21 protein-coding genes are annotated in these 23,965 nt (G+C 66.0%); 3 read left to right on the top strand and 18 right to left on the bottom strand.

Annotated features, from left to right (window positions below):
* The first annotated feature begins 68 nt into the window (after positions 1 to 68).
* The gene (gene purU, locus ACE37B_RS04505) at positions 69 to 926 is read left to right on the top strand and encodes a formyltetrahydrofolate deformylase (protein ID WP_409922081.1); all 858 of its coding nucleotides are present in this window, start codon (positions 69 to 71) and stop codon (positions 924 to 926) included.
* A gap of 60 nt (positions 927 to 986) precedes the next feature.
* On the opposite strand, the gene ACE37B_RS04510 is transcribed toward purU, so the two are convergent.
* The 10 genes from ACE37B_RS04510 to ACE37B_RS04555 form a co-directional block, all read right to left on the bottom strand.
* On the bottom strand, positions 987 to 1,823 hold the full coding sequence (locus ACE37B_RS04510; RefSeq protein WP_409922082.1) for an ABC transporter permease: 837 nt from the start codon (positions 1,821 to 1,823) through the stop codon (positions 987 to 989).
* Positions 1,820 to 2,773 (bottom strand): ABC transporter ATP-binding protein, encoded by a 954-nt coding sequence (locus tag ACE37B_RS04515; RefSeq protein WP_409922083.1) that lies wholly within the window; start codon positions 2,771 to 2,773, stop codon positions 1,820 to 1,822. Before ACE37B_RS04515 ends, ACE37B_RS04510 begins: the two co-directional genes overlap by 4 nt.
* A 10-nt stretch (positions 2,774 to 2,783) precedes the next feature.
* The gene (locus ACE37B_RS04520; RefSeq protein ID WP_409922084.1) at positions 2,784 to 3,230 is read right to left on the bottom strand and encodes a globin; all 447 of its coding nucleotides are present in this window, start codon (positions 3,228 to 3,230) and stop codon (positions 2,784 to 2,786) included.
* A 97-nt stretch (positions 3,231 to 3,327) separates the two neighbouring features.
* Positions 3,328 to 3,576, bottom strand: coding sequence for a hypothetical protein (locus tag ACE37B_RS04525; protein ID WP_409922085.1), 249 nt, complete (start codon positions 3,574 to 3,576; stop codon positions 3,328 to 3,330).
* 108 nt (positions 3,577 to 3,684) lie between these two features.
* A complete protein-coding gene (locus tag ACE37B_RS04530; protein ID WP_409922086.1) occupies positions 3,685 to 4,545 on the bottom strand; it encodes a crotonase/enoyl-CoA hydratase family protein in 861 nt (286 codons plus the stop codon).
* Positions 4,546 to 4,576: 31 nt separating this feature from the next.
* Positions 4,577 to 5,479, bottom strand: a complete 903-nt coding sequence (locus ACE37B_RS04535) for a cell division protein FtsX (RefSeq protein ID WP_409922087.1) — start codon at positions 5,477 to 5,479, stop codon at positions 4,577 to 4,579.
* Between the two features lie 21 nt (positions 5,480 to 5,500).
* Complete coding sequence (gene ftsE, locus ACE37B_RS04540; RefSeq protein WP_409922088.1) at positions 5,501 to 6,178, bottom strand: cell division ATP-binding protein FtsE; 678 nt, start codon at positions 6,176 to 6,178, stop codon at positions 5,501 to 5,503.
* Positions 6,179 to 6,293: 115 nt separating this feature from the next.
* Positions 6,294 to 7,424, bottom strand: coding sequence for a peptide chain release factor 2 (gene prfB, locus ACE37B_RS04545; RefSeq protein WP_409922089.1), 1,131 nt, complete (start codon positions 7,422 to 7,424; stop codon positions 6,294 to 6,296).
* 10 nt (positions 7,425 to 7,434) lie between these two features.
* Positions 7,435 to 10,305, bottom strand: a complete 2,871-nt coding sequence (gene secA, locus ACE37B_RS04550; RefSeq protein WP_409922090.1) for a preprotein translocase subunit SecA — start codon at positions 10,303 to 10,305, stop codon at positions 7,435 to 7,437.
* Positions 10,306 to 10,363: 58 nt separating this feature from the next.
* Entirely contained in the window at positions 10,364 to 10,999 is a 636-nt protein-coding gene (locus tag ACE37B_RS04555; RefSeq protein WP_409922091.1) for a ComF family protein, read from the bottom strand.
* 10 nt (positions 11,000 to 11,009) lie between these two features.
* Here ACE37B_RS04555 and ACE37B_RS04560 point away from each other — a divergent pair, with 10 nt between their 5' ends.
* Positions 11,010 to 11,822, top strand: coding sequence for a YczE/YyaS/YitT family protein (locus tag ACE37B_RS04560; protein ID WP_409922092.1), 813 nt, complete (start codon positions 11,010 to 11,012; stop codon positions 11,820 to 11,822).
* Positions 11,823 to 11,896: 74 nt separating this feature from the next.
* On the opposite strand, the gene ahcY is transcribed toward ACE37B_RS04560, so the two are convergent.
* The 7 genes from ahcY to ACE37B_RS04595 all read right to left on the bottom strand — a co-directional run bounded on the left by ahcY (position 11,897) and on the right by ACE37B_RS04595 (position 21,240).
* On the bottom strand, positions 11,897 to 13,369 hold the full coding sequence (ahcY, locus tag ACE37B_RS04565; protein WP_409922093.1) for an adenosylhomocysteinase: 1,473 nt from the start codon (positions 13,367 to 13,369) through the stop codon (positions 11,897 to 11,899).
* A 155-nt stretch (positions 13,370 to 13,524) separates the two neighbouring features.
* Positions 13,525 to 14,970 (bottom strand): hypothetical protein, encoded by a 1,446-nt coding sequence (locus tag ACE37B_RS04570; RefSeq protein WP_409922094.1) that lies wholly within the window; start codon positions 14,968 to 14,970, stop codon positions 13,525 to 13,527.
* Between the two features lie 179 nt (positions 14,971 to 15,149).
* Positions 15,150 to 15,398, bottom strand: coding sequence for a Trm112 family protein (locus tag ACE37B_RS04575; RefSeq protein ID WP_409922095.1), 249 nt, complete (start codon positions 15,396 to 15,398; stop codon positions 15,150 to 15,152).
* Positions 15,399 to 15,460: 62 nt separating this feature from the next.
* Positions 15,461 to 16,822, bottom strand: a complete 1,362-nt coding sequence (gene manB, locus ACE37B_RS04580; protein WP_409922096.1) for a phosphomannomutase/phosphoglucomutase — start codon at positions 16,820 to 16,822, stop codon at positions 15,461 to 15,463.
* Positions 16,823 to 16,931: 109 nt separating this feature from the next.
* A complete protein-coding gene (locus ACE37B_RS04585; RefSeq protein WP_409922097.1) occupies positions 16,932 to 19,811 on the bottom strand; it encodes a hypothetical protein in 2,880 nt (959 codons plus the stop codon).
* Positions 19,812 to 19,953: 142 nt separating this feature from the next.
* Positions 19,954 to 20,709 carry a CPBP family intramembrane glutamic endopeptidase gene (locus ACE37B_RS04590; protein ID WP_409922098.1) on the bottom strand — a complete coding sequence of 252 codons (756 nt, stop codon included), beginning with the start codon at positions 20,707 to 20,709 and terminating at the stop codon, positions 19,954 to 19,956.
* Between the two features lie 48 nt (positions 20,710 to 20,757).
* Complete coding sequence (locus tag ACE37B_RS04595) at positions 20,758 to 21,240, bottom strand: DUF3499 family protein (protein ID WP_409922099.1); 483 nt, start codon at positions 21,238 to 21,240, stop codon at positions 20,758 to 20,760.
* A gap of 155 nt (positions 21,241 to 21,395) precedes the next feature.
* Between ACE37B_RS04595 and ftsH the strand changes: the two genes are divergently transcribed.
* Positions 21,396 to 23,405: an ATP-dependent zinc metalloprotease FtsH gene (ftsH, locus tag ACE37B_RS04600; protein WP_409922100.1), complete on the top strand. Its 2,010-nt coding sequence runs from the start codon at positions 21,396 to 21,398 to the stop codon at positions 23,403 to 23,405.
* Between the two features lie 40 nt (positions 23,406 to 23,445).
* Here the strand turns inward: ftsH and ACE37B_RS04605 are convergent, their stop codons facing one another.
* Positions 23,446 to 23,898, bottom strand: a complete 453-nt coding sequence (locus tag ACE37B_RS04605; protein WP_409922101.1) for a thioredoxin domain-containing protein — start codon at positions 23,896 to 23,898, stop codon at positions 23,446 to 23,448.
* Positions 23,899 to 23,965 lie beyond the last annotated feature (67 nt).

Below are 23,965 nucleotides of genomic sequence, written 5' to 3' on the forward strand. Positions count from 1 at the left end.
TCAGGTTCTCATCGCTTGGGGAGTGATCGGTGCGGGTGGGTGGGTGATTCCCAGATAGAACGGCGGCCATGTCGAGCGTGCTCCTCCTGTCGTGTCCCGACCAACCGGGCGTGGTGGCTGCCACAGCGCAGTTCATCGCTGATCACGGTGGCACCATCATCCACGCCGAACAACACGTCGACGGTGTGGTGGGCTCCGCAGGGGCGGTGTTCTTCCAACGTCTCGTGTTCGATCTCTTCGGGGACACCGCGCATGGCGACCTCCTCGACGCCTTCGCGCCGACCGCAGCAGCGTTCGACATGGCGGTCGAACTCCACGACGACACCACGCCGATTCCGACCGCGATCATGGCGTCGAAACAGCCGCATTGCCTCTACGACCTCCTCGGACGTTGGAAGTCGGGGGAACTGCCGATGGATCTGCGCGTGGTCATCTCGAACCATCCGGATCACGCCGGCCTCGTCGACCACATGGGGGTGCCGTTCGTGCACCTGCCGGTCACACCGGAGACCAAGCCCGATCAGGAGGCGCAGGTCCTCGCTGCGCTCGCCGAGCACGGCGTCGAACTCGTCGTGATGGCCCGCTACATGCAGATCCTCTCCGACCATTTCATCTCGCACTACCCGATGCGGATCATCAACATCCACCACTCGTTCCTCCCCGCGTTCATCGGCGCCAACCCCTACCGGCAGGCACACGAGCGGGGTGTCAAGCTGATCGGGGCGACCGCGCACTACGCCACCGCCGATCTCGACGAGGGGCCGATCATCGCGCAAGACACCGACCACGTGAGCCACCGTGAGAACGTCTCGCAACTCACCGCACGAGGACGCGACCTCGAAACCGTGGTGCTGGCTCGAGCGGTGCGCGCACATCTCGAACACCGTGTGGCCGTCCACGGCCACAAGACGATCGTCTACAACTGACGCTCTGAACTGGGTCACCGCCACCGGTGACGGTCGGCCGGACGCCGAAGCCGAAGGGCCCTACTCGTGTTCGACCTTGCGGGCCCGGCGACCGCGAGGTCCGGCACCGCTCGGCTCCCAACTGAATCGGGTGAGTGCGACCATGAGCCCAGCGGCTCCCCAAGCCGACACGAACGCAAGGCTCCCCCAATCGAACGCAGGAGCGTCGACGAACGGTGTGAAGCAATCCTGGAACGCGTTGACGAACGGCTTGAGCGGGAAGATCTCACCCAGGATCTCGGTCCAACGTGGGGAGTCCTCGGTGACGATGAAGACGTCCGACACGAACGCGAGCGGCAAGATCGTGGCGTTGGCGACGGCTGACGCCGACGACGCCGACTTGATCAGTGCGGCGATCGCCATACCGAGGGCAGCGAACGCTACGACGCCGACGACGAAGGTCACCACGGCCGCTGGCATCTTGGCAGCGTCGATGTCAAGGTCATAGATCAGCACACCCATCGTGAGCATGATCCCCACGCCGACGGCTGCGATGACGACGGCCGAGCAAATGAACCCGGCGATGTAGATCCACGTCGGCAGCGGCGTTCCCCGCCAGCGCTTCAACACGCCTTCGTCGCGGCGGATCGGCACCATGTTGGCGAGGTTCGAGTAGGTCGCCGACACGGCCGTGTACGCGGCGAGTCCGCCCGTGTAGAACTGCGACGCTTTCCACGTGCCCTCGTCGGTCTCGATCGTCGCGTCACCGAACAACGCGTTGAACAGCACCAGCATCACCAGCGGGAGGATCAGCGTGAAGAACAGCGCAGCCGGAACCCGGACGAAGTAGCGAAGTTGGTAGATGGTCTGCGTCAGGACGAGGCGAGGCGCTGACGGAAACGGCGGCTCGGCGCTCACGACTCGACCTGCATCGACGCATCGGCATCGTCTGAGTCGGCATCGTCTCCGGCGAGTTGCAGGTACACGTCCTCCAGGCTCGCCCGTTTCACCGTGAGCGAATCGAGTTCGACGTCAGCGTCGAGCGCCCATCGAGTCAGTTGGTGGACCGCGTGCGTCGGACGGTCGATCGTCGCTTCGACGAGTCGACCGGCGAGACGCAGGTTCGTCCCGAGGATGCCGGCGAACTCGGTCGCCGCATCGGACACCTCGACGGTGTCGGGCAACATGAAACTGACGATCGTGCCGCTCACGCGGTTGATGAGTTCGGACGGGGTGCCTTCGGCGATCAGACGACCGCGAGACAGCACACCGACCCGATCGGCCAGGTGTTCGGCCTCGTCGAGATAGTGCGTCGTCAACAGCACCGTCGTGCCGCCGGCGCCCAAGCTCTCGACGAGATCCCACGACCGGCGTCGGGCCGCCGGGTCGAAACCGGTCGTCGGCTCGTCGAGGAACAGCAGCTCGGGAGTACCGACGATGCCGAGCGCGAGGTCGACGCGGCGACGTTGACCACCCGAGAGCGAACCGATCCGAGCGTCGACCTTCTCCTCCAGTCCGACGAGTCCGATCACCTCGTCGAGTGATCGACGACGTCGGTACGCGCCGCCGTAGAGTTCGATCGCCTCGCGGACCGTGAACTCGTTCTCGACGCCCGACGACTGCAGGACGATGCCGATGCGGTCACGAAACGCTCTGCTTCCCTCATGCGGGTCGGCGCCGAGCACCCGGACCTCGCCCGATGTCGCCGAACGGTGGCCTTCGAGGATCTCGACGGTGGTCGACTTGCCAGCACCATTGGCGCCGAGCAGCGCATAGACCTCGCCTTCGCGGACCTCGAACGACACGCCGTCGACGGCGTGCGTGTCGCCGTAGCGCTTGTGCAGATCGCGAACCTCGATCACTGCCATGCCGTCGAAGCTACCGGCCGGTGGGACGAGACGAACTGATCGGTAGGCCCGTGTCGTTGCGCAAGTGTTCGGCCGCCGGGACGAAGTAGGCCATCAGGTCGTCGGCGACGCCCTCCGGGACCGACTCGTCGCACACGGCCTCGACGGCCGCTGCCATGTGCACGAGCCACCGGTCGCGTTCGAGAGGTCCGACGTGAAACGGCAGGTGCCGCATCCGCAGTCTCGGGTGCCCGCGCTCGTCCATGTACGTCGTCGGCCCACCCCAGTACTGCGCCAGGAACAGCGTCAACCGGTGTCGGGCTCCGGTGAGGTCGGGTTGCTCCGGGTACAGCGGAAGGAGCACCTCATCGGTGGCGACGCCGACGTAGAACTCGTCGACCAGTCGCTCGAAGAACGGCATGCCGCCGACTCGGGAAAACAGCGTGGGCGCCGTGGCATCTGATGTCACGGCGCCCACGCTACTGGTTGGGGGAATTCAGTTCATCGGGCGACTTCGGGCTGGCGACGGGCGCACATCCCGTCGCGCTGGCGACCTCGCCAGCCCGAGAAATCGCTCAGGCGATGCCGAGCACGGCCGCCGCGTCGAAGCGGCGGAACGGAGCCAGTTCGTCCAGGCTCAGCACGCAGGGTGTCGACTCGTCACAGCGGTCGAGGATCACGAACTCGTCGTTGACGAGCAGCACGAGGGCAGTCACGTCGTTGCTTCCGTCGATGCTCCCGTCGCCGTCGATCTCGATGACGTCGCCGGCACGAAGCAGCAGTGCTGCCGTAGCGGTCGGGCGTTCCATCAACATGTTGCTCATCGTTCGTCGCTTCCTGGTGAATCCGATCCTCGCTCCGTGCGAGGTACAGAGAATTCATCGGACGCGATTCAAGAACCTTGAGAACTTTTCCGTCGAACTCGGTCGCGGTCAGGCGAATTCGGGATCGGCCCAATCGGGGAAGATGTCGGGCAACTCGTCGCTCACGCGGTTGGAGTACTGCGCCGGACGCTTCTCGAGGAAGCTCTCGACGCCTTCCTTGGAATCGGCACTCGCTCCACGGGCGAGGATGCCGCGCGAGTCGACCCGGTGCGCCTCCATCGGATGGCTGGCACCGAGCATCCTCCACAACATCTGGCGGGTGAGCGCCACCGAGACGGGAGCGGCGTTCTCGGCGATGTCGGCGGCGATCGCACGCGCGGCGGGCAGCAGTTCGTCGGGCGCATGCGTGGAGCGGACGAGACCTCCGTGCAGTGCCTCCGCTGCCGGGAACACGCGGCCGGAGTAGCACCATTCGGCCGCCTGGCTGATGCCGACGATGCGCGGGAGGAACCACGACGAACACGCTTCGGGCACGATTCCACGGCGACCGAACACGAAGCCGAACTTCGCTTCCTCGCTGGCGATGCGGATGTCCATCGGCAACGTCATCGTGACACCGACACCGACGGCTGCACCGTTGATCGCGCCGATCACCGGCTTCTTGGAGTCGAAGATGCGCAACGTCAACATGCCACCACCGTCACGGGGCACCCCGACCTTGGTCTGCACGTCGCTGCCGCCCTTCGCGAAGGTGGCGCCGCCAGCACCGAGATCGGCGCCGGCGCAGAATCCACGACCGGCGCCGGTGACGATCACCGCCCGCACGTCGTCGTCCGCATCGAGTCGATCGAACGCATCGATCATCTCGTTCATCATCGTCCCGGTGAAGGCGTTGAGACGCTCGGGGCGGTTCAGGGTGATGGTGGCGACGTGGTCGGACACGTCGTAGATGATCTCGGAGTACTCCATCTCCCAGACCGTACGAGATCGGGCCGACGCATCACACGTCGAGAAAGCGCGACGCGGCGATGCCGGAGCCGATGGCTCCGGCGAGCGCGCCGATCGCAAGCATGATCAACATGACGGTCTTGTCGTAGCCGTCGGTGATCACGAGCGCGGCGAAGCCACTGTTTTCCGGGAATGCTTCGACACCACTCGTCCACTGCGAGTTCCACACGGCGAGTCCCGCGCTCGCCAGGGCACCACCGATCACCCCGTGGAGGAGCCCTTCGAGCATGAACGGGACACGGATGAACCAGTCGGTCGCGCCGACGAGCTTCATCACCTCGATCTCGCGACGTCGGGCGAAAATCGCTGTTCGGATGGTGTTCCAGATGAGGAGCACCGCAGCGAGCAGCAAGAAGCCCGACAACAGGAGCAGGCGGAACCCGAAGAAGCTCTGGAGCTGACTGATCAACGCGATCTGATCTTCGGCGAACGCGACCTCACGAACACCTGGACCCTCTTCGAACGCTGCTGCGACGAGACGGAGCAGTTCGACGTCGGTGCCGTCGGTTGGCACCGCCTTGTACTGCGTGGGCGTGTTGGTCTCGTTGAGCAGTTCGAGGATGCCCGGCTCGCCAGCGAGGACACGCTGGGCCTCGGCCAACGAGCACGCCGAGTCACAGTAGGTCCACGACTCGATGAACTCGGCGTTGCCGTCGAGGCTGCTCTCGATGAACGCTCGCTGGTCGTCGGTGACGCCCGGCTGCATGAAGACGATCATCTCCACACCGCCTTCCCACCGCTGGAGGAGGTTGTCGAAGCCGGCCTGACTGAGCAGTGTGAGACCGACGCCGAGCAGCGAGATCGCTGCGGTGATGATCGAGGCGATCGTCAGGGTCGCGTTACGGCGGAAGCTGTCGAAGGTCTCGCGAAAGATGTATCGAAGGCGGGAAAGCATGAGATCGGCGGCCTTTCTCGATTACTCGTAGACGCCGCGCGCCTGGTCGCGCACGATGATGCCGCGATCGAGTTGGATGACGCGCTTGCGCATCGTGTTGACGATGCGTTGGTCGTGCGTCGCCATGACGACGGTGGTCCCCGTCTTGTTGATGCGATCGAGCAGGCGCATGATGCCTTCGCCCGTCGCCGGGTCGAGGTTGCCGGTCGGTTCGTCTGCGAGGAGGATCAACGGCCGGTTGACGAACGCACGGGCGATCGATACGCGCTGCTGCTCGCCACCGGAGAGCTGGTTCGGGAGTCGCTCCTCCTTGCCGGCGAGGCCGACGAGATCGAGCACGGCCGGGACCTGCTGTTTGATGACGTGCTTGGGACGGCCGATCACCTCTTGCGCGAACGCGACGTTCTCGAACACGTTCTTCTCGAGCAGCAGCTTGTAGTCCTGGAAGATGTTGCCGATGTTGCGGCGCAGCATCGGGATGCGCCCGCTCGGCAGGTCGACGATGTTGCGCCCGGCGACCCACACCGCGCCGCGTTCGGGTCGCTCCTGGCGGTTGAGCATGCGCAACAGCGTGCTCTTGCCGGACCCCGACGGGCCGACGAGGAAGACGAACTCACCCTTCGCGACGTCGAAGCTGGCATCTTTCAGCGCGACGACTTCCGAGGAGTAGCTCTTGGTGACGTTCTCGAGTCGAATCATGGTGAGTAGGGCCCGGTTGGAGGGCTGGAATACGGTACCGCTGCACGCGGGCCGAACGGTGGCACCCCGCAACGTGACGTCGGACGTGACGTCGGGGCAGACGAGCGGGGTGACGTCAGGCCGGGTTCGCGGCCGAACTCGTCGTCGAGTCGCCCTGCGCTCGCTTGAGTTGCAGGTAGCCCTCGATCAACATGTCGATGTCGCCGTCGAACACGGCGCTCACGTTCGAGGTCTCGATCTCGGTGCGGAGATCCTTCACCATCTGGTAGGGCTGCATCACGTAGCTGCGAATCTGGCTGCCCCAGCCGACCTGGGCTTGCTTGCCGGCGATCGCGTCGAGTTCGGCTTGGCGGTCTTCCTCGGCCTTCGCCGCGATCATCGCGCTCAGCCGCGCCATGGCGCGCTCACGGTTCTGGAGCTGGCTGCGCTCTTCCTGGCTGCTCGCCACCAGGCCCGTGGGATGGTGGATGAGGCGCACCGCCGACGAGGTCTTGTTGATGTGCTGGCCGCCCGCCCCGGACGCGCGGAACACCTGCATCTCGAGGTCGGATTCGTCGATCTCGACATCGACGTCTTCGAGCAGCGGCCACACCTGCACCGCCGCGAAGGAGGTCTGGCGCCGGCCCTGGTTGTCGAACGGGCTGATCCGTACGAGCCGGTGGGTACCTCGCTCGGCGCTCATCAACCCGTACGCGTAGCGGCCCGAGATCGTGACCTCGGCCGACATGATCCCGGCTTCTTGGCCTTCGGACACGCCGTTGAGCTCGATCGTGAAGCCGCGCCGCTCACACCACTTCTCGTACATCCGCAGCAGCATCTCCGAGAAGTCCTGCGCATCGACACCACCGTCTTTGGCATTGATCTGCACGATGCAGTCGGCTTCGTCGTGTTCACCAGTGAACAGGCTCCGCAGTTCGAGGCCGCTGAGCTTGTCGGCCACCGACGCGATCTGCGACTCGATCTCCGGTTCCTGCGACTCGTCGTCTTCCTCACGGGCGAGTTCGTGGAGCACCTCGACGTCGCCGAGTTGCGCCGTCAGACGATCGAACGTGTCCAGGTCGTCCTTCAGGTTGGCGTACTCGGAATTGAGACGCTTCGCTCGGTTCTGATCGTCCCAGAGCGCCGGATCGGCGATCTCGGCTTCGAGAACGGCGAATCGTTCGCGGTTGTCGTCGATCGACAGGTAGCTGCGTGCTTCGTCCAGTCGCCGTTGCGCGGCTCGGATGTCTTGCGTGAAATCTCGCATGGGCCGCCGCTCAGCTCTCGCCGTGGCAGTTCTTGAACTTCTTCCCGCTCCCGCACGGGCACGGCGCGTTACGCGGGGTCTTGGAGAAATCGTCCTTGACGATCGTCTGCTGCTTGGCCGGTGTCGCTGCGACCGGGGCCGCCTCGGGTGGAAGCTCGCCCGACGCAACCGACGCCCGAGCCGCCGCGGCGAACCCGCTCGACTCGACGTCGTCGGAAGAGCTGGTCTGCAGATTGGACACGACCGGGCCCTCGTCGGCGTCGATCACGCCATTGTTGTTCGCGTCGGCCGGGTCGGCGATCGCCGCCTGGCCGTCGCGGGCGTTGGGCTGCCCTGCGGCGTTCTGCACCACCTGGACGTGCATGACGTACTTGACGAAGTCCTGGGCGATGCCGGTCATCATGGCGCCGAACATCTCGAAGCCTTCGCGCTGCCACTCCACGAGCGGGTCCTTCTGACCCATCGCTCGCAGGTTGATGCCACCCTGGAGATAGTCCATCTCCTCGAGGTGTTCACGCCAGCGCTGGTCGATGATGCGCAGCATCACCTGACGCTCGACCTGGCGCAACACCTCGGGTCCGAGTTCTTCTTCGCGTCGCTCGTAGTGGGCCGTCGCGTTGGCCATGACGAGGTCGTAGATCTCGTCGGTGTCGGCCGCGCCGCGCAACTGCTCCTCCTCGACCGAGTTCGGCCAGTAGAGCTTGAGTTCCTTCGCCAGGCCTTCGATGTCCCACTCGTCGTCGGCCACGCTCGCGCAGTGCGTGCTGATCAACGCATCGACGGCGTCGGCGAGGTATTCCATGCCAGCCGAGCGGAGATCTTCGCCGTCGAGGATCTGATCGCGGCGCTTGTAGATCACCTTGCGCTGCTCGTTCATCACCTCGTCGTACTTGAGGACGTTCTTGCGGATCTCGGCGTTCTTCGTCTCGACGGTGGTCTGCGCTCGCTCGATCGCCTTGGTGACCATCTTGGCTTCGATCGCCTCGTCGTCGGGCAGCGCTCGGCCCATGACGTAGTTGAGCGCGCCGGTCGCGAACAGGCGCATCAGATCGTCTTCGAGGCTGAGGAAGAAGCGAGACTCGCCCGGATCGCCCTGGCGGCCGGAACGACCACGCAACTGGTTGTCGATGCGGCGGCTGTCGTGACGCTCGGAACCGACCACGTAGAGGCCGCCGAGCTCGCGGACCTTGTCCCCTTCGGCCCGGCACACCGCGCCGTGTTCGGCGAGCTTCTCGTCGTAGAGCGCCTGGGCCTTCTTACGTTCGACCTGGAAGTCTTCGGGCATCTGCTCGACCGGAACGGGCAGTTCGAAGTCGTGCGCGAGGAGGCCCTCGTCGAATCCGGCCTTCAAGACGTCGCGGCGAGCGAGGCCCTCCGGATTGCCACCCAGCAGGATGTCGACACCTCGACCCGCCATGTTGGTCGCGACGGTGACGGCGCCGAGGCGACCAGCCTGCGACACGATCTCGGCTTCACGACTGTGCTGCTTCGCGTTGAGCACCTCGCACGGGATCGCCCGATCGGCCAGCAGCCGCCCGAGCAACTCGGAGCGACCGACGCTGGCCGTACCGACCAACACCGGCTGCCCGCGCTCGTGACGCTCCTCGATGTCGTCGATGATGGCGTTGAACTTCGCCGACTCGGACTTGAAGATCAGGTCGGCTTCATCTTGTCGAACCACCGGCTGATTGGTCGGGATCGGCACGACGCCGAGCCCGTAGGTGTTCATCAGCTCGGCGGCCTCCGTGGCCGCCGTACCCGTCATGCCGGCCAGCTTGTCGTACAAGCGGTAGTAGTTCTGGAGCGTGATCGTCGCGAGGGTCTGGTTCTCCTCTTTGATCTTCACGCCTTCCTTGGCCTCGACGGCCTGGTGGATACCTTCCGACCAACGACGGCCTTCGAGGATGCGGCCGGTGAACTCGTCGACGATCTTCACCTCGCCGCCCTGGACGATGTAGTCCTTGTCGCGCTTGTACAACTCCTTGGCCTTGAGGGCCACGGTGAACTGATGCACGAGGTTGGCCTGCACGTTGTCGTACAGATTCTCGACGCCGAGCGCCGCCTCGACCTTCTCGATGCCCTGCTCGGTCGGGACGACGACTCGCTTGTCTTCTTCGAACTCGTAATCGACGTCGCGCTTGAGCGAGCGGGCGATCGACGCGAACCGGTAGTAGAGCTTCGCCGCGTCGGCGACGCGGCCCGAGATGATGAGCGGCGTGCGGGCCTCGTCGATCAGGATGGAGTCGACCTCGTCGACGATGCAGAAGTAGTGGCCACGCTGTTGCACTTTGGCTTCTTTGGTCTGCGCCATGTTGTCGCGCAGGTAGTCGAAGCCGAGCTCGTTGTTGGTGCCGTAGGTGACGTCGGCCGCGTATGCCCGACGCTTGTCGGCCGGCTTGTCGCCCTTGCCCGGGAGGATGAGTCCGACGTCCATCCCGAGGAATCGGTAGATGCGCCCCATCAGCTCGGACTGGTACTGCGCGAGATAATCGTTGACCGTGACGAGGTGGACGCCACGCTGCGCCAGTGCGTTGAGGTACACCGGAGCGGTCGACGTCAACGTCTTGCCTTCGCCGGTCTTCATCTCGGCAACCCAGCCGAAGTGGAGGGCGGCGCCGCCCATCAGCTGCACGTCGAAGTGACGCTGCCCGAGCACGCGTACGGCAGCTTCGCGGGTGACGGCGAACGACTCGATCAGCAAGTCGTCGAGGTCTTCACCGTTGTCGAGACGCTGGCGGAACTCGGCGGTCTTGCCCCGTAGCACGTCGTCGGACAGCGCCTGCATCTCCGCCTCGAGCGCATTGACGTCGGGGACGATCGCCTGTAGCGCCTTCAGCTTCTTGCCTTCACCGGCCCGGAGGATGCGATCGAGAATGCCCATGCGACGGATCAGCCTACCGCCGCTCCTTCCTCATCTCGGGGCGGCGACCGCTGGCACGTCAGGCTGCCCGCATCGGCCGCCGGAACGGCACGACGTCGGCCGAGCGACGCTCCGGCGTGGCAGCGACCGCGATCATGACCGCATCGGCTCCACGAGCTCGCAGGGCGCGCCGCGCTGACTCGAGGGTCGCCCCGGTGGTGACGACGTCGTCGACGACCAGCGCCCGCAGGCCGCCGATCGACGGTCGAGCGACGAAGTCGGGGCCAGCGAGACGCTCAGCGCGCCGTTTGCCTGTTTGCGCGCCGGTCTCGTCAGGTCGTCGCTCGAGGAGGCGCCGGCACGGCAGCCCGAGTTGGCGGGCGACGGTGCGAGCGATCAACTCGCCCTGGTCGAACCCGCGTTCGCGCCGGCGTCGCGACGACGTCGGGGCCCACGTCACCACGTCGAGATCGGCGTGGAGCCCGAGTTCGACGAGCCGGTTGACGACGAGCCCTGCCAGATGACGGCCCACGACCCGGCGGTTCCGATACTTCAGCCCGAGCACGATCGACCGCACCCGCCCGGTGAACGCCAGGACCGCGACGACGTCGTTCGCCGAGGCACGTGGCGCCTGGCCGAGCAACGCGAATCGACAGGTCGTACAGATGGCCGCACCGGGCCGATCACACCCGGCACATCGTGTCTCGAAGATCATGGTGCCCATCATGACGATGCCCTGTGACAAGGTTGCCAGACGGCGCGTTCCCGGCTACCGGGCAAGCTGGCAGTGGCGGCACCCGGCACGTCGAACCACCGGCCAACAGCTCGGCGCGCTCGACGCCTATCGTGCCCAGGTGCTCGACGCGACCCTGGCCAGACGATTCGCCCCGAGCGACCGTGCGGTCGAACGGATCGTTCGGTGCGTGATCGGTCTCTTCCTCTTCGGGCTCGGGATCACGCTGCTCATCCGGGCCGATCTCGGTGCTGCGCCGTGGGACGTGTTCCACACGGGCGTGAGCGAACTCACCGGCATCGGCGTCGGCCCGATCATCGTGATCACCGGCGTGCTGTTGCTGCTGCTGTGGATCCCCTTGCGCGAGCTTCCCGGCCTCGGCACCGTGCTCAACGCGTTGCTGATCGGGGTCTTCGTCGACCTCACGATGCCGATCGTCGGCAGCACCGAGCTGCTCGTCGCCCGGTTCGCGATGATGATCGGCGGCGTCGTGCTGATCGGCATCGGATCGGGCTTCTACATCGGCGCCGGGCTCGGTCCGGGACCGCGCGACGGGCTGATGACCGGGTTGTCCAAGCGAACGATCGCCGGCCGCCGGATCTCGATCCGCCTGGCCCGTACATCGGTCGAGTTGACCGTGCTCGTCGTAGGCGTACTGATGGGCGGCGCGATCGGTGTCGGGACCGCAGCGTTCACGTTCGGGATCGGTCCGCTCGTGCAGATCTTCCTCCCCCGCCTCCAGATCCGGCCGGGTTCGCCCGTCACCACGACGCCACTCCCCCCGTCGGCGACCCCACGCTCCTGACCGCCGACGCCGAACCGGTCAGGACCGGAGGGCGGGCAGGAGCGCGGCGACGCTGAAAACGGGACGTGTTCCGGTCAGTACCGGTAGTGGTCGGGCTTGAACGGACCGCTCGGCGCGACGCCGATGTACTCGGCCTGCTCGTCGGTGAGCTTGGTCAGCTTCACACCGAGCGAATCGAGGTGGAGCCGGGCGACCTTCTCGTCGAGGTGTTTGGGCAACACGTACACGCCCAGCGGGTAGTTCGACGTGTTCTGGTACAGCTCGATCTGGGCGAGCACCTGGTTGGTGAACGAGCACGACATCACGAAGCTCGGATGCCCGGTCGCGCAACCGAGGTTCACCAGTCGACCTTCGGCCAGGATGATGATCTGCTTGCCGTCGTCGAACTTCCAGACGTCGGTGCCGGGCTTCAACTCGTCGCGGGTGGCCCCGGAGCGAGCGAGGCCCGCCATGTCGATCTCGTTGTCGAAGTGGCCGATGTTGCAGACGATCGCGTTGTGCTTCATCTGCTTCATGTCGTCGATCGTGATCAGGTCCATGTTGCCCGAGGCCGTGACGAAGATGTCGATGTCGCCGATCACGTCGTCGAGCGGCAGCACCTGCAGACCTTCCATCGCTGCTTGCAGCGCGTTGATCGGGTCGATCTCGCTGACGATCACGCGGGCACCCTGGCCCTGCAGCGACTGCGCGCAGCCCTTGCCGACGTCGCCGTAGCCGAGCACGAGCGCGGTCTTGCCGCCGATCATCACGTCGGTCGCCCGGGAGATCGAGTCGACGAGCGAGTGACGGCAGCCGTACAGGTTGTCGAACTTCGACTTGGTCACCGAGTCGTTGACGTTGATGGCCGGGAAGATCAGTTCGCCGTCGCGCATCATGTTGTACAGACGGTGTACGCCGGTCGTGGTCTCTTCGGTGACACCCTTGATGTGCGATGCCATCCGGGTCCACTTGCCGGGATCGGACTTCAGCGTGCGCTGGAGCAGGCCGAGCACGATCGCGAGTTCGGGATTGCTGGCCTCGGTCGGATCGGGCACCGCGCCGGCCTTTTCGTACTCGACGCCCTTGTGCAGGAGCATCGTGGCGTCGCCGCCGTCGTCGAGGATCATGTTGGGGCCGTCGTAGGTCGTACCATCGGGCGCGTCGGGCCAGGTCATCATCTGCTCGGTGCACCACCAGTACTCCTCGAGCGTCTCACCCTTCCAGGCGAACACGGGAACTCCGGCGGGGGCTTCGACGGTGCCGTTCGGGCCGACGACGACCGCTGCGGCCGCGTGATCCTGGGTGGAGAAGATGTTGCAACTCGCCCAGCGCACCTCGGCGCCGAGGGTGGTGAGCGTCTCGATGAGCACGGCGGTCTGCACGGTCATGTGCAGTGAGCCGGAGATACGTGCGCCCTGGAGGGGCTTCGTCTCGCCGTACTCCTTGCGCAGCGCCATCAGGCCGGGCATCTCGTGCTCGGCGAGCAGCATCTCCTTGCGGCCGAACGGGGCCATCGACAGGTCGGCGACGCGCCAGTCCTTGCGCGCTGCAAAAGTGGAATCGGGCATGTGGAACCTCCGGTGGTTCGCGTTGAAACGGTTGCGAACCGGGCCGGGACCATCAGGCCCGAGTCAACACAGCCCAGTGCCGCCAGCCTAGCCAGCGAGCGCGATGAACCGGGCCGGCTCGAAGGTGGAGGGCCGACGGGATCGGTGAGGGTCGCTCAGTCGGCGAGGATGACCGCGTACACGTCGAGCGTGTAGTGGATGCGGCCGTTGGAGTTGAACGCCGACACCATGTTGTCGTCGCCGTCGCCGTTGCTGCCGTAGCTGACGAGCGACATGTTGGTGACGACCTGCGACTCGCCGACGTTGAGGTTGGCGTTGCCGGGTGCTGCGATCTGACCGTGATCCGGGGTGGACGAGCGGTCGCGAGGATCGGTCGGGTTGAGCGTCATGAAGCTCTGGACCGGCTGCGTCGGGAAGTTGCGCTCGAGCTGGAAGGCCGCCAGGTTGCCGAGCAGGCCGGCCTGGGCGCCGACCGGTGCACCGTCGAGGGTGACCGATCCGGCGAAGTCCTGGAAGCTCCAGTCCTCCCATGAGGAGAAGCCGAGCTTGGTGCTGTTGAAGTCGGGCGAGCGGGTGTCGAAAGAACGGAACGGGGCTTCGAGCGGCACGATGCGGCCTTCGAGCGACGCGTCGTCGGTCGTCGTCTGGAGGTAGCCGACGACGTCGAGCGTGACGTCGATCTGGCCCTGGCGGTTGAACAGCCAGATGCTGCCGTCGTCGTTGACCGGCACCATCACGTGGTTCGACTTGATCGCGCCCGCCGAGAAGTTGCCGTTGGCGGTGTCGGCATCGTCGGCGCTGGCCGGGACCGGGTCGGGGCTCACGGCGAGGTACGTGCCGGTCGTCGGGCGGATGCCCGCCATGTTCAACACGACACCGGTGACCGACGGATCGTCCGGCACGCCGCCGATGCCGCGGATCGCGACTTCGACCGACTCCTTGGCACCCAGCGCGCCCTCGCGGCCGTCGGTTGCCGGGGGCTGACCGGCGCGAGTGTCGAAGATGCGCTGCGGCTCCTGCGGAACGATGCGAGCGCCGTCGGCCTCGTCGGGCGTCTCGACGCCGTCACCGTCGTAGTTGGAGGTGGCGACCCAACCGAACACGTCCATCACGACGTGGGCGGATCCACCGGCCGGGGCGACTAGCTCGACGGTGAGTGCGCCTTGCGCACCGACGCCAACGATGGCGAAGTTCGGCACGGTCTGGCCAGCGGTGAAGTTCAAGAGCGTGGTGGGTTCGTCGGTAGCAGCCGGCTCGAAATCGGAGGGCCGCAGCGACAGGTACCCGGTGCCGGGCGCCCCGACGAGCGTGACGTTGACGGCGACGGCGAGCACATCTGTCTCCGGCACGCCGCCGACGCCGAGGACGGGAACGTCGAACGTGGAGTTCATCGGCTTCGGGCCGAGCGGCGCGACGTCGATCGCTGCGTCGCGCGAGTCGAAGATCCGGTCGGGTGTGACCGGGAAGAACTCGCCTCCGGCGCCCACGTTTTCGAGTGCGGAGACCGTCGGCACCGAGGGCGCCAGGGACGGCACCACGCCAACAGCTGCTGCTCCCAGCAAGAGCGCCGCAGTCCGCCGAGTCCATCGTTTCGAGATCATCACTACCAATCGTAACCTATTTGTCACATGCCGCAAGGTCGTCGGCAGATTATCTGCCGATCGCTCACAGCTCGTGTCCCTGAGTATTTGTCGCTCTGTCCAGTCGGAATCGGCACATCACGGTCGGAGCTTGAGTCGAAATCGCCGAGTTCGACCAGAGTCCGGACCGCCGCCAGCTGTCAGTCGTCACTCGCCGCGTCGAAGGTGGGCTCGATCCCCTGCTCGGCGATGATCGACATCAGCCGCTCGTGCTCTGCGGCATCGACCGTGGCCGCCTCGGCGATCAACATCACGGGGATGCCGTCACGCACGTCGTAGGCCCGGGTCAGCCTCGGGTTGTACAGCACCGATTCCTGTGCGATGAAGTAGAGCGGCCCCTTGTCATCGGGACACGCCAGGATCGAGAGCAGGTCAGCGGAAAGGGTCATGAGAAGTCCTGTCGGTTACGGAAAGATCGTCGTCACGGCGCCGCATCACGTTCACGGTCGTCTCAGGCGGTGATCAGCGTGAGGAGTTCGGCGACGCGATCGTCACACGCATCGCGGTCGGATGCTTCGAGGTTGAGTCGCAACAGCGGTTCGGTGTTGGACGGCCTCAGGTTGAACCACCACGAGCCGCAATCCACGGTGAGTCCGTCGAGGTCGTCTTGGGGGAACTCGGCGAAGTGTGCGCTGATCGAGTCGATGACCGCATCGGCATCGGCGACCTGAGTGTTGATCTCGCCGCTCGACGCGTAGCGCTCGAACGGTTTGCGCAGCACCGACAGCGGCGTGGCCGAGCGACCGACCTCGGCCATCACCATCAACGACGCGATCAGGCCGCTGTCGGCGTTGAAGTTGCGGGCGAAGTAGTAGTGCGCCGAGTGTTCCCCGCCGAACAACGCGCCCGTCTCGGCCATCACCTGCTTGATGTAGGAATGCCCGACGCGAGTACGGATCGGCGTACCGCCGTGCTCCTCGACGACTTCGGGCACCGACCGCGAACAGATCAGGTTGTGGAGGATGGTCGCTCCGGGGTGGTTGCGCAGGGTCGCCGCGGCCAGGATCGCTGTGGTCGTGGATCCGCTCAGGCCCTCACCGTTCTCGTCGACGACGAAGACACGATCGGCGTCGCCGTCGAAGGCCAACCCGAGGTCGTAGCCACCGGTGAGGACCCGCGCCCGAAGGTCACGCTGATTGGCGGGCTGCAGCGGATCGGCCGGATGGTTGGGGAACGTGCCGTCGAGTTCGGGGAACAGCACCTCGTAATCCACGTGCTCGAGCCGATCGAGCACGGCGGGCACGACGAGCCCGCCCATGCCGTTGGCCGTGTCGGCCACGACACGCATCGGCCCGATGTCGGCGACGTCGACGAAGCTGAGCACGTGTTCGACGAAGTCGTCGAGCAGCGAGCGCTCGCTGCGAGTGCCGGGAACCTCGGAGCGGGCAGGTTCGGCGCCGTCGAGCACCGACTGCGCGACGCGCTTGACGTCGCCCAATCCGGTGTCGGCGCCGACCGGGCGGGCCCCGGAACGGCACAGCTTGATCCCGTTGTAGCCGGCGGGGTTGTGCGAGGCCGTGAACATCGCCCCCGGCACGTCGAGGACGCCCGAGGCGTAATACATGAGGTCGGTCGACGCGAGCCCGATGTCGATGACGTCGACACCGTGTTCGAGCAGCCCTCTGGTGAATCCGTCGACGAGCGTCGGACCCGAGGGGCGCATGTCGCGAGCGACCACGACGACGTCGTCACCCTGGTCGGTGACGAACGAGGCGAATCCGACACCGAGCGCGTACGCGACCTCGACGTTGAGTTCGTCGTGGACGGTACCGCGGATGTCGTAGGCCTTGACGATCTGATCGAGCGCTGACATGACTGCGACACCATAGCGGGGGCCCGTGATGCGTCTGCGCGCGTTTCGTGATCGTCTCGTGACGACCAGCCCGCGTTCCAGCCCGCGATGCAGGCCGGTCGGGGATCGATCAGCGAGCCGGATCGTCGGTCGACGCTGGCGCGGACACGGTGTCCTCGGTCGGATCGAGGACCCCGAGATCCAACGCGAGTTCGCCGGTCGGAGCGTCCTCGCTCGCAACGTCATCGGCAACGTCGCCTGCAAGGTCATCGGCAACGTCGGCTGCATCACCAACGGCGTCATCATCCGCAACGGCGCCCGCATGCGCTGCGTGGTGTTGGCCGAACGACGGACGCTCTGCTGCATGGGCAACGTCTCCACGGCGACGCCAGAGCACGCACAAACCGAGACCGAGCAGGGTCAGGCCGTAGAAGAACCAGTCGAGCGCTCCTTTGGAGTCGTAGCTCATCTCGACGGTCGTCTGCGTCGGGATCACCACCATGTGGTTGGCTCCCGCTCGATACGGCCCGTCCGCTCCCGACACGTTCCAGTTGGGGAAGTAGCTGATCTTGACGATCACCGGTACCCCGATCTGGTCGACGTCGAAGCTGAGGCTTTGCTGGCGGATCTCGACGTTCGACACGGTCATCGCCGGCAGCGGTGTCGGTGTGAGGGGCGTGGCCGGCTCGACGTAGTCGACGCGGCGACGCTGATCGTCGAACGGTTCGACTCGCTCGGATTCCACCAGTGCTGCGGTCACCCGCTGCCACTCGTCGGGTCCGTCGTCGACAGGCACGGCCGGCCAGTCGTCACGGCGCTGGAACCAACTCGTGCCCAATTCGAGGTTGCGCTCACGATTGTCGCTCGGCTTGTAGCGCCCGTCGCTTGCGTGCGTCACCACGACCGGTTCGACGGTGAGCGGCTCGACGATGTTGGAGTTCACCACTTCGTAGATCTCCCACGTGCCCGACGTGGTGACGAACTCGAGTCCGTCGGCGGTCGCCGCTTCGGCCTTGGCCGCGTCGGTACGGACCATCAGGTACCGCACGCCGAGATCGCGCATGTGGCGCACCCCGAGCTCGGCATCGTTGTTGGTGTAACGCAGCTGACGCACGGGGTTCGACGAACTCTCGGAGATGGCCGCTGCGGTGATGAAGTGATAGTTGGTGGACGCGGTCGCCTCGAAGAACAACCCCTCCATCGACCCGATGCAGCCTTGCGTCCAATGCGGCAACAGCATCAACGCCATCGTCGTGCCGTACTCGCTGTTGGCGCTGTTGTTCTCCCAGATCGCACGCCCGCAGCCGCGTTCGTCACCGATCTCGCCCATCGTGGTGACGACGTCGTGATAGGCCGGATAGGCGGGCCGTCCTTCGTAACCGGTCCAGTTGTATCTCGTCCAGCCATCGGCCACCGCACGTCCTGCGGTCGGGGTCTTGCGCAGCGGACCCCAGGCATAGACGGTGGTGTCGCCGTCGGCGGTGGCTTCGACTCGCGTCCCGTCGAACGGCAACACCTCGTACATCCAGCCGAACACGAGCAGGATCGACACACCGACCGCCGTGAAGGCTCCCGCGCTCTCGTAGGCGCCGAGCGTCCGCGTCGCGAGCCGGTTGCGAACCGCGTTGACGATCCACGTGAGCAACTCGAGCGCACCGATCACCATCAGCAGGTAGCGAGCGAGGTAGAAGAACGGCAACAGACGCGGGTTCCAGAGCAACCCGATCACCGGCAGGCTCTCGCGGGTGAACCACACGAGGATGGCGAAGACGATCGCGATCAGACCGAGCGCAGTGCCGGTGAGGTGGCGGCGCACGATCATCGAGCCGAAGCCGACGACCGCGAGCGTGGTGATCAGAATGTCGAGCCCCGGGGTGAGCGGAAAGTACATGTCCCAGAACGAGTCGTTCACGCCACTCGGGCGGAAGCCGTACTTCATGTCGGTCATGAATTCGTGGCCGAACAGGAACGGTCCGACCCACCACGCAGACAGCAGGATCAGCGTGACGCCGGTGGTCAGGGCGTAGACGAATCTCGTCTTGTCGATCCAGACCAGCGAGATGACCAGCGCCGCGACCGCGACGAAGATGAGCACGATGCCGTGGGACACAGCGGCGAGCGAGAGCACCACGGCGGCCCACACGCGGTACTTGCCGGTTCGCAACCCGTTGGCGAGCAGGCCGAGTCCGAGCACCGCGAGCGTCAACGAGATGGAGAACGAGTACTCACCCGCCATCGTCGACTTGACGTTGCCGCCGTAGATCTCGAAGCTCTCGTCGAGCAAGAAGCACATGCCGCCGAAGGCGAACAGCTCGGGGATCGGGTGCCGGAACGCAGCGAGTCGTCCGAACGCCCAGCAGGCGAACGGGAACGTGATCAGCCCCGACATCGCGACGATCTTGAACGCGACCCCGTACGCCACGAACGGCACCGCGTCGAGCATCACGATCGCGATCGCAGGGATCACCATGTAGAACCGGTACAGCGGCAGCCCTCCATACCAGTCCATCGTCCAACCGTTGAGCTGGAAGTTGGGCAGGTAATGGTCACGCAGGAACGCGGGCGCCCAGACGTGCGCTCCCATGTCGCCGCCGGTCGGTGTCGTGTCGTCGAAGATCAGGTCGCGCGACGGCGACAGCGGGTTGAAGTGGACGACCATCATCATGACGACGGTGGTGGTGACGAGCGCCGTGGAGGTGACGATCACCCGGGCGACGCGTTCGTTGGTCCACGGTCGATTCCACCAGTCGACCGGTCGACGAACGATCCGTCGTCCGATGCGTCCAGTGATCGATCCAGCAGAGACACCCGACGCGGTTTCGGACCATTCAGCGTCTTGCTCGCCGTCGGCGAACTCGTCGTCGGCACCGAACGACGTCTCGGGCACATCCGGGTCGATCATCGTGTCGACTGCAACCCCGGACGGATGCTCGTGGTCGGTCCCGATGGCTGGCGATTCGTCGGGCGGCATCGGGTCTCCCGAGCGGTCGTCTCGCACGTCGTCAGTCATCGGCTCGACCCATCACAGACCGACATTGTGACAAATGGCCGACCCGGTCGGGCGTCATGCTGCGCTGTCACGCGCTGCACTCTTGCCGATCGTGGAGCATCCAGCACTGCGACACCCGACAGCACACCGGCCAGCACACCCGTCAGAGCACCGAGATGACGCCCGTCGCGTTGAACGCGAAATGTGCCAGGATCGCCATCCCGAGGCGCCCGGTTCGCCAGGCGACGACCCCGAGGACCAGCCCGAATGCGAACAAGCCGGGCAGCTCGACCGGGCGGAAATGGATGCCGGCGAACACGAACGCCACGCCGACGACGACCGCGATCTGCACGGCGAACGTCGGCGCCGCACGCAGCAGCGGTCGCTGCAACATGCCCCGGAAGAACAATTCCTCCACGATCGGTGCCCCGACCACGACGAGCGCGACCAGCACCACGATGAGGCCACCGTCGGAGCGTTCGACCAGCGAACGGGCGGTGTCTTCCAGGCGTTGCGCGGAGAACGTGTCAGGCCAGATCGCCCGCAGCGGGACGTACACGACCCACACGAGACCCACTTGCGCGGCGATGCCGATCGGGAGGCCGAGCAGATCGATCGGCGAGAACCTCACGCCGAAGTCGGCGACGAACGAACCGGAACCGATCCGCTTCGACGACCACCACATCCCGACGAGGTAGGTCGACCACAGCACGATCAGCGAGGCGGCGAGGACGCCGATCGGTGCGTCGAGCGTGTCGCCGAACGAACCCGCAACCGGGTCGTCCCCACCGCGGGGCGAGAACAACACCGTGACCACCAACGAGCCCGCCAGCACCCCGACCATCCACGTACCGACCCACCAGGATCCCCAGGTCGACGCATCGTGGTCGGTGCTCGGCGGTGATGTCGCGCGCGCCACGGCGACGACGCTACCGGCCGCTGTCAGCAGCGCTCGCCGGACGCAGCGTCAGACCGCGATGAGCGCACCGCGACGCACGCCGCGGCGATCGTCGAGATGCCACCCCTGAGGCACCGACAGCCGCTCGGCGTGCCGCTCACACATGTCGTACATGTGCGGCTCACGCTCCGGATAGAGATGATCGATCCAGACGTGTGATTGGCCGTAGTGGTAGCTGAGGGTCACGGCCGCGGCGTCGGAGCACCCGGTGCGCGAGCACTGGCGTTCGGCGAGGATCGGCCGTCGCATCTGCGTCGAGATGTCGGGCGCCGGCCATGAACTGGTCCCGTCGATCAAGATGCCGCCCGGCCCGGACGCATCAGCGGACAGATCCCCGAGTCGCTCGATCTCGGTCGTGTCGTCGTCGCTCGCATCCGTGCTCGAACTGCGGATACCGGCAGCCGCGAGCTCGCTCGCGATGCGGTCGAAGACGCTCGTCGACGTGTTGGTCGACGTGCGGCGATGGTCATGTGTGGACGGCCCAACTCGCATCGGGAAAACGGTAAACGAACACACGCGCGTGCGGGTGGATGGTCGACGGACCGCGCGTATTCCCGAGTTGGACGTGTCATGTCCCACATCGGATTTCGCTCGAGTTCGGCGCGCAACGCCCTGCTCGGCAAGGCGGCGTCCCGTATCATGTCGCCATGAGTAATCTGCCGCCTCCTCCACCGCCGCCCCCGCCGGGAGGGGGCCGCGGCCGAGGTTCTCGCGGGTCGGGCAAGTTCGATCGCCCCACTCCGCGCAACGATTCGGTCCACAAGGGCGACCATGCGTCCGGCGGTGACGGCGGCGGCAGCGGCGAGACGAAGTCCGGATTCCCGAAGTGGGGTTTCTGGATCATCGCCATCGTGGCGCTCTCCGCGCTCCTGATTCCGAGCCTGTGGCCCAGCAACGATGGCGAAACCCTGACCTACACCGAGTTCATCGGGCAGGTCCAAGAGGGCAACATCGACACCGCCAACGTCAACACCGGTTCCGGCAAGATCACCGGCCAGTTCACGTCGGGCGGCGACTACAACACCAACGGCGGCGGAGAGCGCGGCCTGTCAGAGGCCGACGAAGAACTCCTGCGCCAGCGCGGCGTCGACCTCGAGTTCACCCCGCCCAGCAACAACTGGTTGCTCGGTCTGCTCGGCTTCATGTTGCCCGTGTTCTTGATCATCGCCTTCCTCGTGTGGATGCAACGTCGAGCCGCCGGCCAGATGGGTGGCGTGATGTCGATCGGCAAGAGCAAGGCCAAGGCCTACACGACCGACAAGCCGTCCACGACCTTCGGCGACATCGCCGGCTACGAAGGCGTCAAGCAGGAGATCACCGAGGTCGTCGACTTCTTGCGGATGCCCGAGCGGTTCCGGGAGATCGGCGCCCGCGTCCCCAAGGGCATCCTGCTCGTCGGCCCTCCCGGCACCGGCAAGACACTGTTCGCCCGTGCGGTCGCCGGTGAGGCGGGCGTCGGATTCCTCGCCGTGACCGGCTCCGACTTCATGGAGATGTTCGTCGGCGTCGGCGCCAGTCGTGTCCGTGACCTGTTCCAGCAAGCCCGCCGCATGGGCCGGGCGATCATCTTCATCGACGAGATCGACTCGATCGGCCGCAAGCGCGGTGCCGGTCTGGGCGGCGGCCACGACGAGCGCGAGCAGACACTCAACCAGATGCTCGCCGAGATGGACGGCTTCGAGACCTCCGAGGGCATCGTCATCATGGCGGCGACCAACCGCCCCGACATCCTCGACCCGGCGCTACTTCGGCCGGGCCGTTTCGACCGTCAGATCGTCGTCCCGCTCCCCGAGTCCGACGAGCGCAAGGCGATCCTCGAAGTGCACAGCCGTGACAAGCGCATGGGCGCCGACGTCGACATGGAGACGATGGCCAAAGCGACCGTCGGTATGGCTGGCGCCGATCTCGCGAACCTCGTCAACGAAGCGGCGCTGGTCGCCGTGCGCCGCGGCTCCAAGGAGATCGAGCGCATCGATTTCGAGAACGCTCGCGACCGTGTCGTGCTCGGCGCGCAGCGCGAGTCGGTGATCATGTCGGCCGAAGAGAAGCGGGCGACGGCGTACCACGAGGGCGGTCACGCGCTGCTCGCCACGGTGCTGCCGTCTGGCGACCCGCTGCACAAGGTCACCATCTTGCCGCGCGGGATGGCGCTCGGCGTGACGTGGTCGCTCCCCCAGGAACGACACACGTACTCCAAGGAGTACTTCCTCGACACGATCTGCAAGGCCATGGGCGGGCGCGTCGCGGAGAAGGTCGTGTTCGGCCACCTCAACTCCGGGGCGGCCAACGACCTCGAGCAGGCGACCGGGATCGCTCGCCGGATGGTCCGCGAGTGGGGTATGTCCGACCGCGTCGGCCCGCAGGCGTGGAGCAGCCAGCAGGCGACGTTCCTCGGCGACGACCTGATGAGCTCCGGACGCGAATACTCCGACGACACGGCCAAGCTGCTCGACGAGGAGATCGCCAAGATCCTCACCGATCAAGAGCAGCGAGCCCACGATGTGCTCACCCGCCATCGCCGCGGCCTCGAATTGATCGCCGAGGCGCTCCTCGAACACGAGACGATCGACGGACCCTCCGTCGCCCGACTGATCCAGCAGGGCATGATCGAATCCGGCGAGAGCGCCGACAGCCTCGAAGACATCATCGTCCGCTGACGCGCTGCGCCGCGATGACGCGGCAAGGTGACGACGCGGCTCAGGCCGTTGCGGGGCCGGAATCGGTCGATGTGCTCCCCGACTCACGGGCGCCGGCGACGGCGGCCCAGAGATCGGCGGCGCTCATCGGTCCGAGAAAGCTGGCTCGGGTGACGCCTTCGTGATCGACGACGACGAGGGTCGGCACCGCGTCGATCTGGTAGCGCTCGTGGAGCGCCCGGTCGGCGGCGAAGTCGATCGTCGCCACCGCGACCTCGCTGGACTCGAGGACCGCTGCCTTCGACCGGACTTCGGCGCACTTGTCACAGGTGTCAGAACTGAACACGACGACCAGCCACGGCGCGTCCGGGCGGATGAAGTCGGCGCGGTCGAGTTGCTGAGGCACGTTGAAGCGACGCTGGGTCGGCGCGTCGGGCGTGCGGCGACGACGGACGATCTCGGCCACAACGACCGCCACGATCACGATCACGGCGGCGATCACGAGACGCTCCACGGCCACGATGCTACCGAGCGACGTCTCGGCATCGATGGGGCGGCCCGAGGCCAGCGATCCTGGCGGC

It is taken from the genome of Ilumatobacter sp. (genome assembly GCF_046290335.1).
In the GTDB taxonomy this organism is placed as follows: Bacteria; Actinomycetota; Acidimicrobiia; order Acidimicrobiales; family Ilumatobacteraceae; genus Ilumatobacter_A.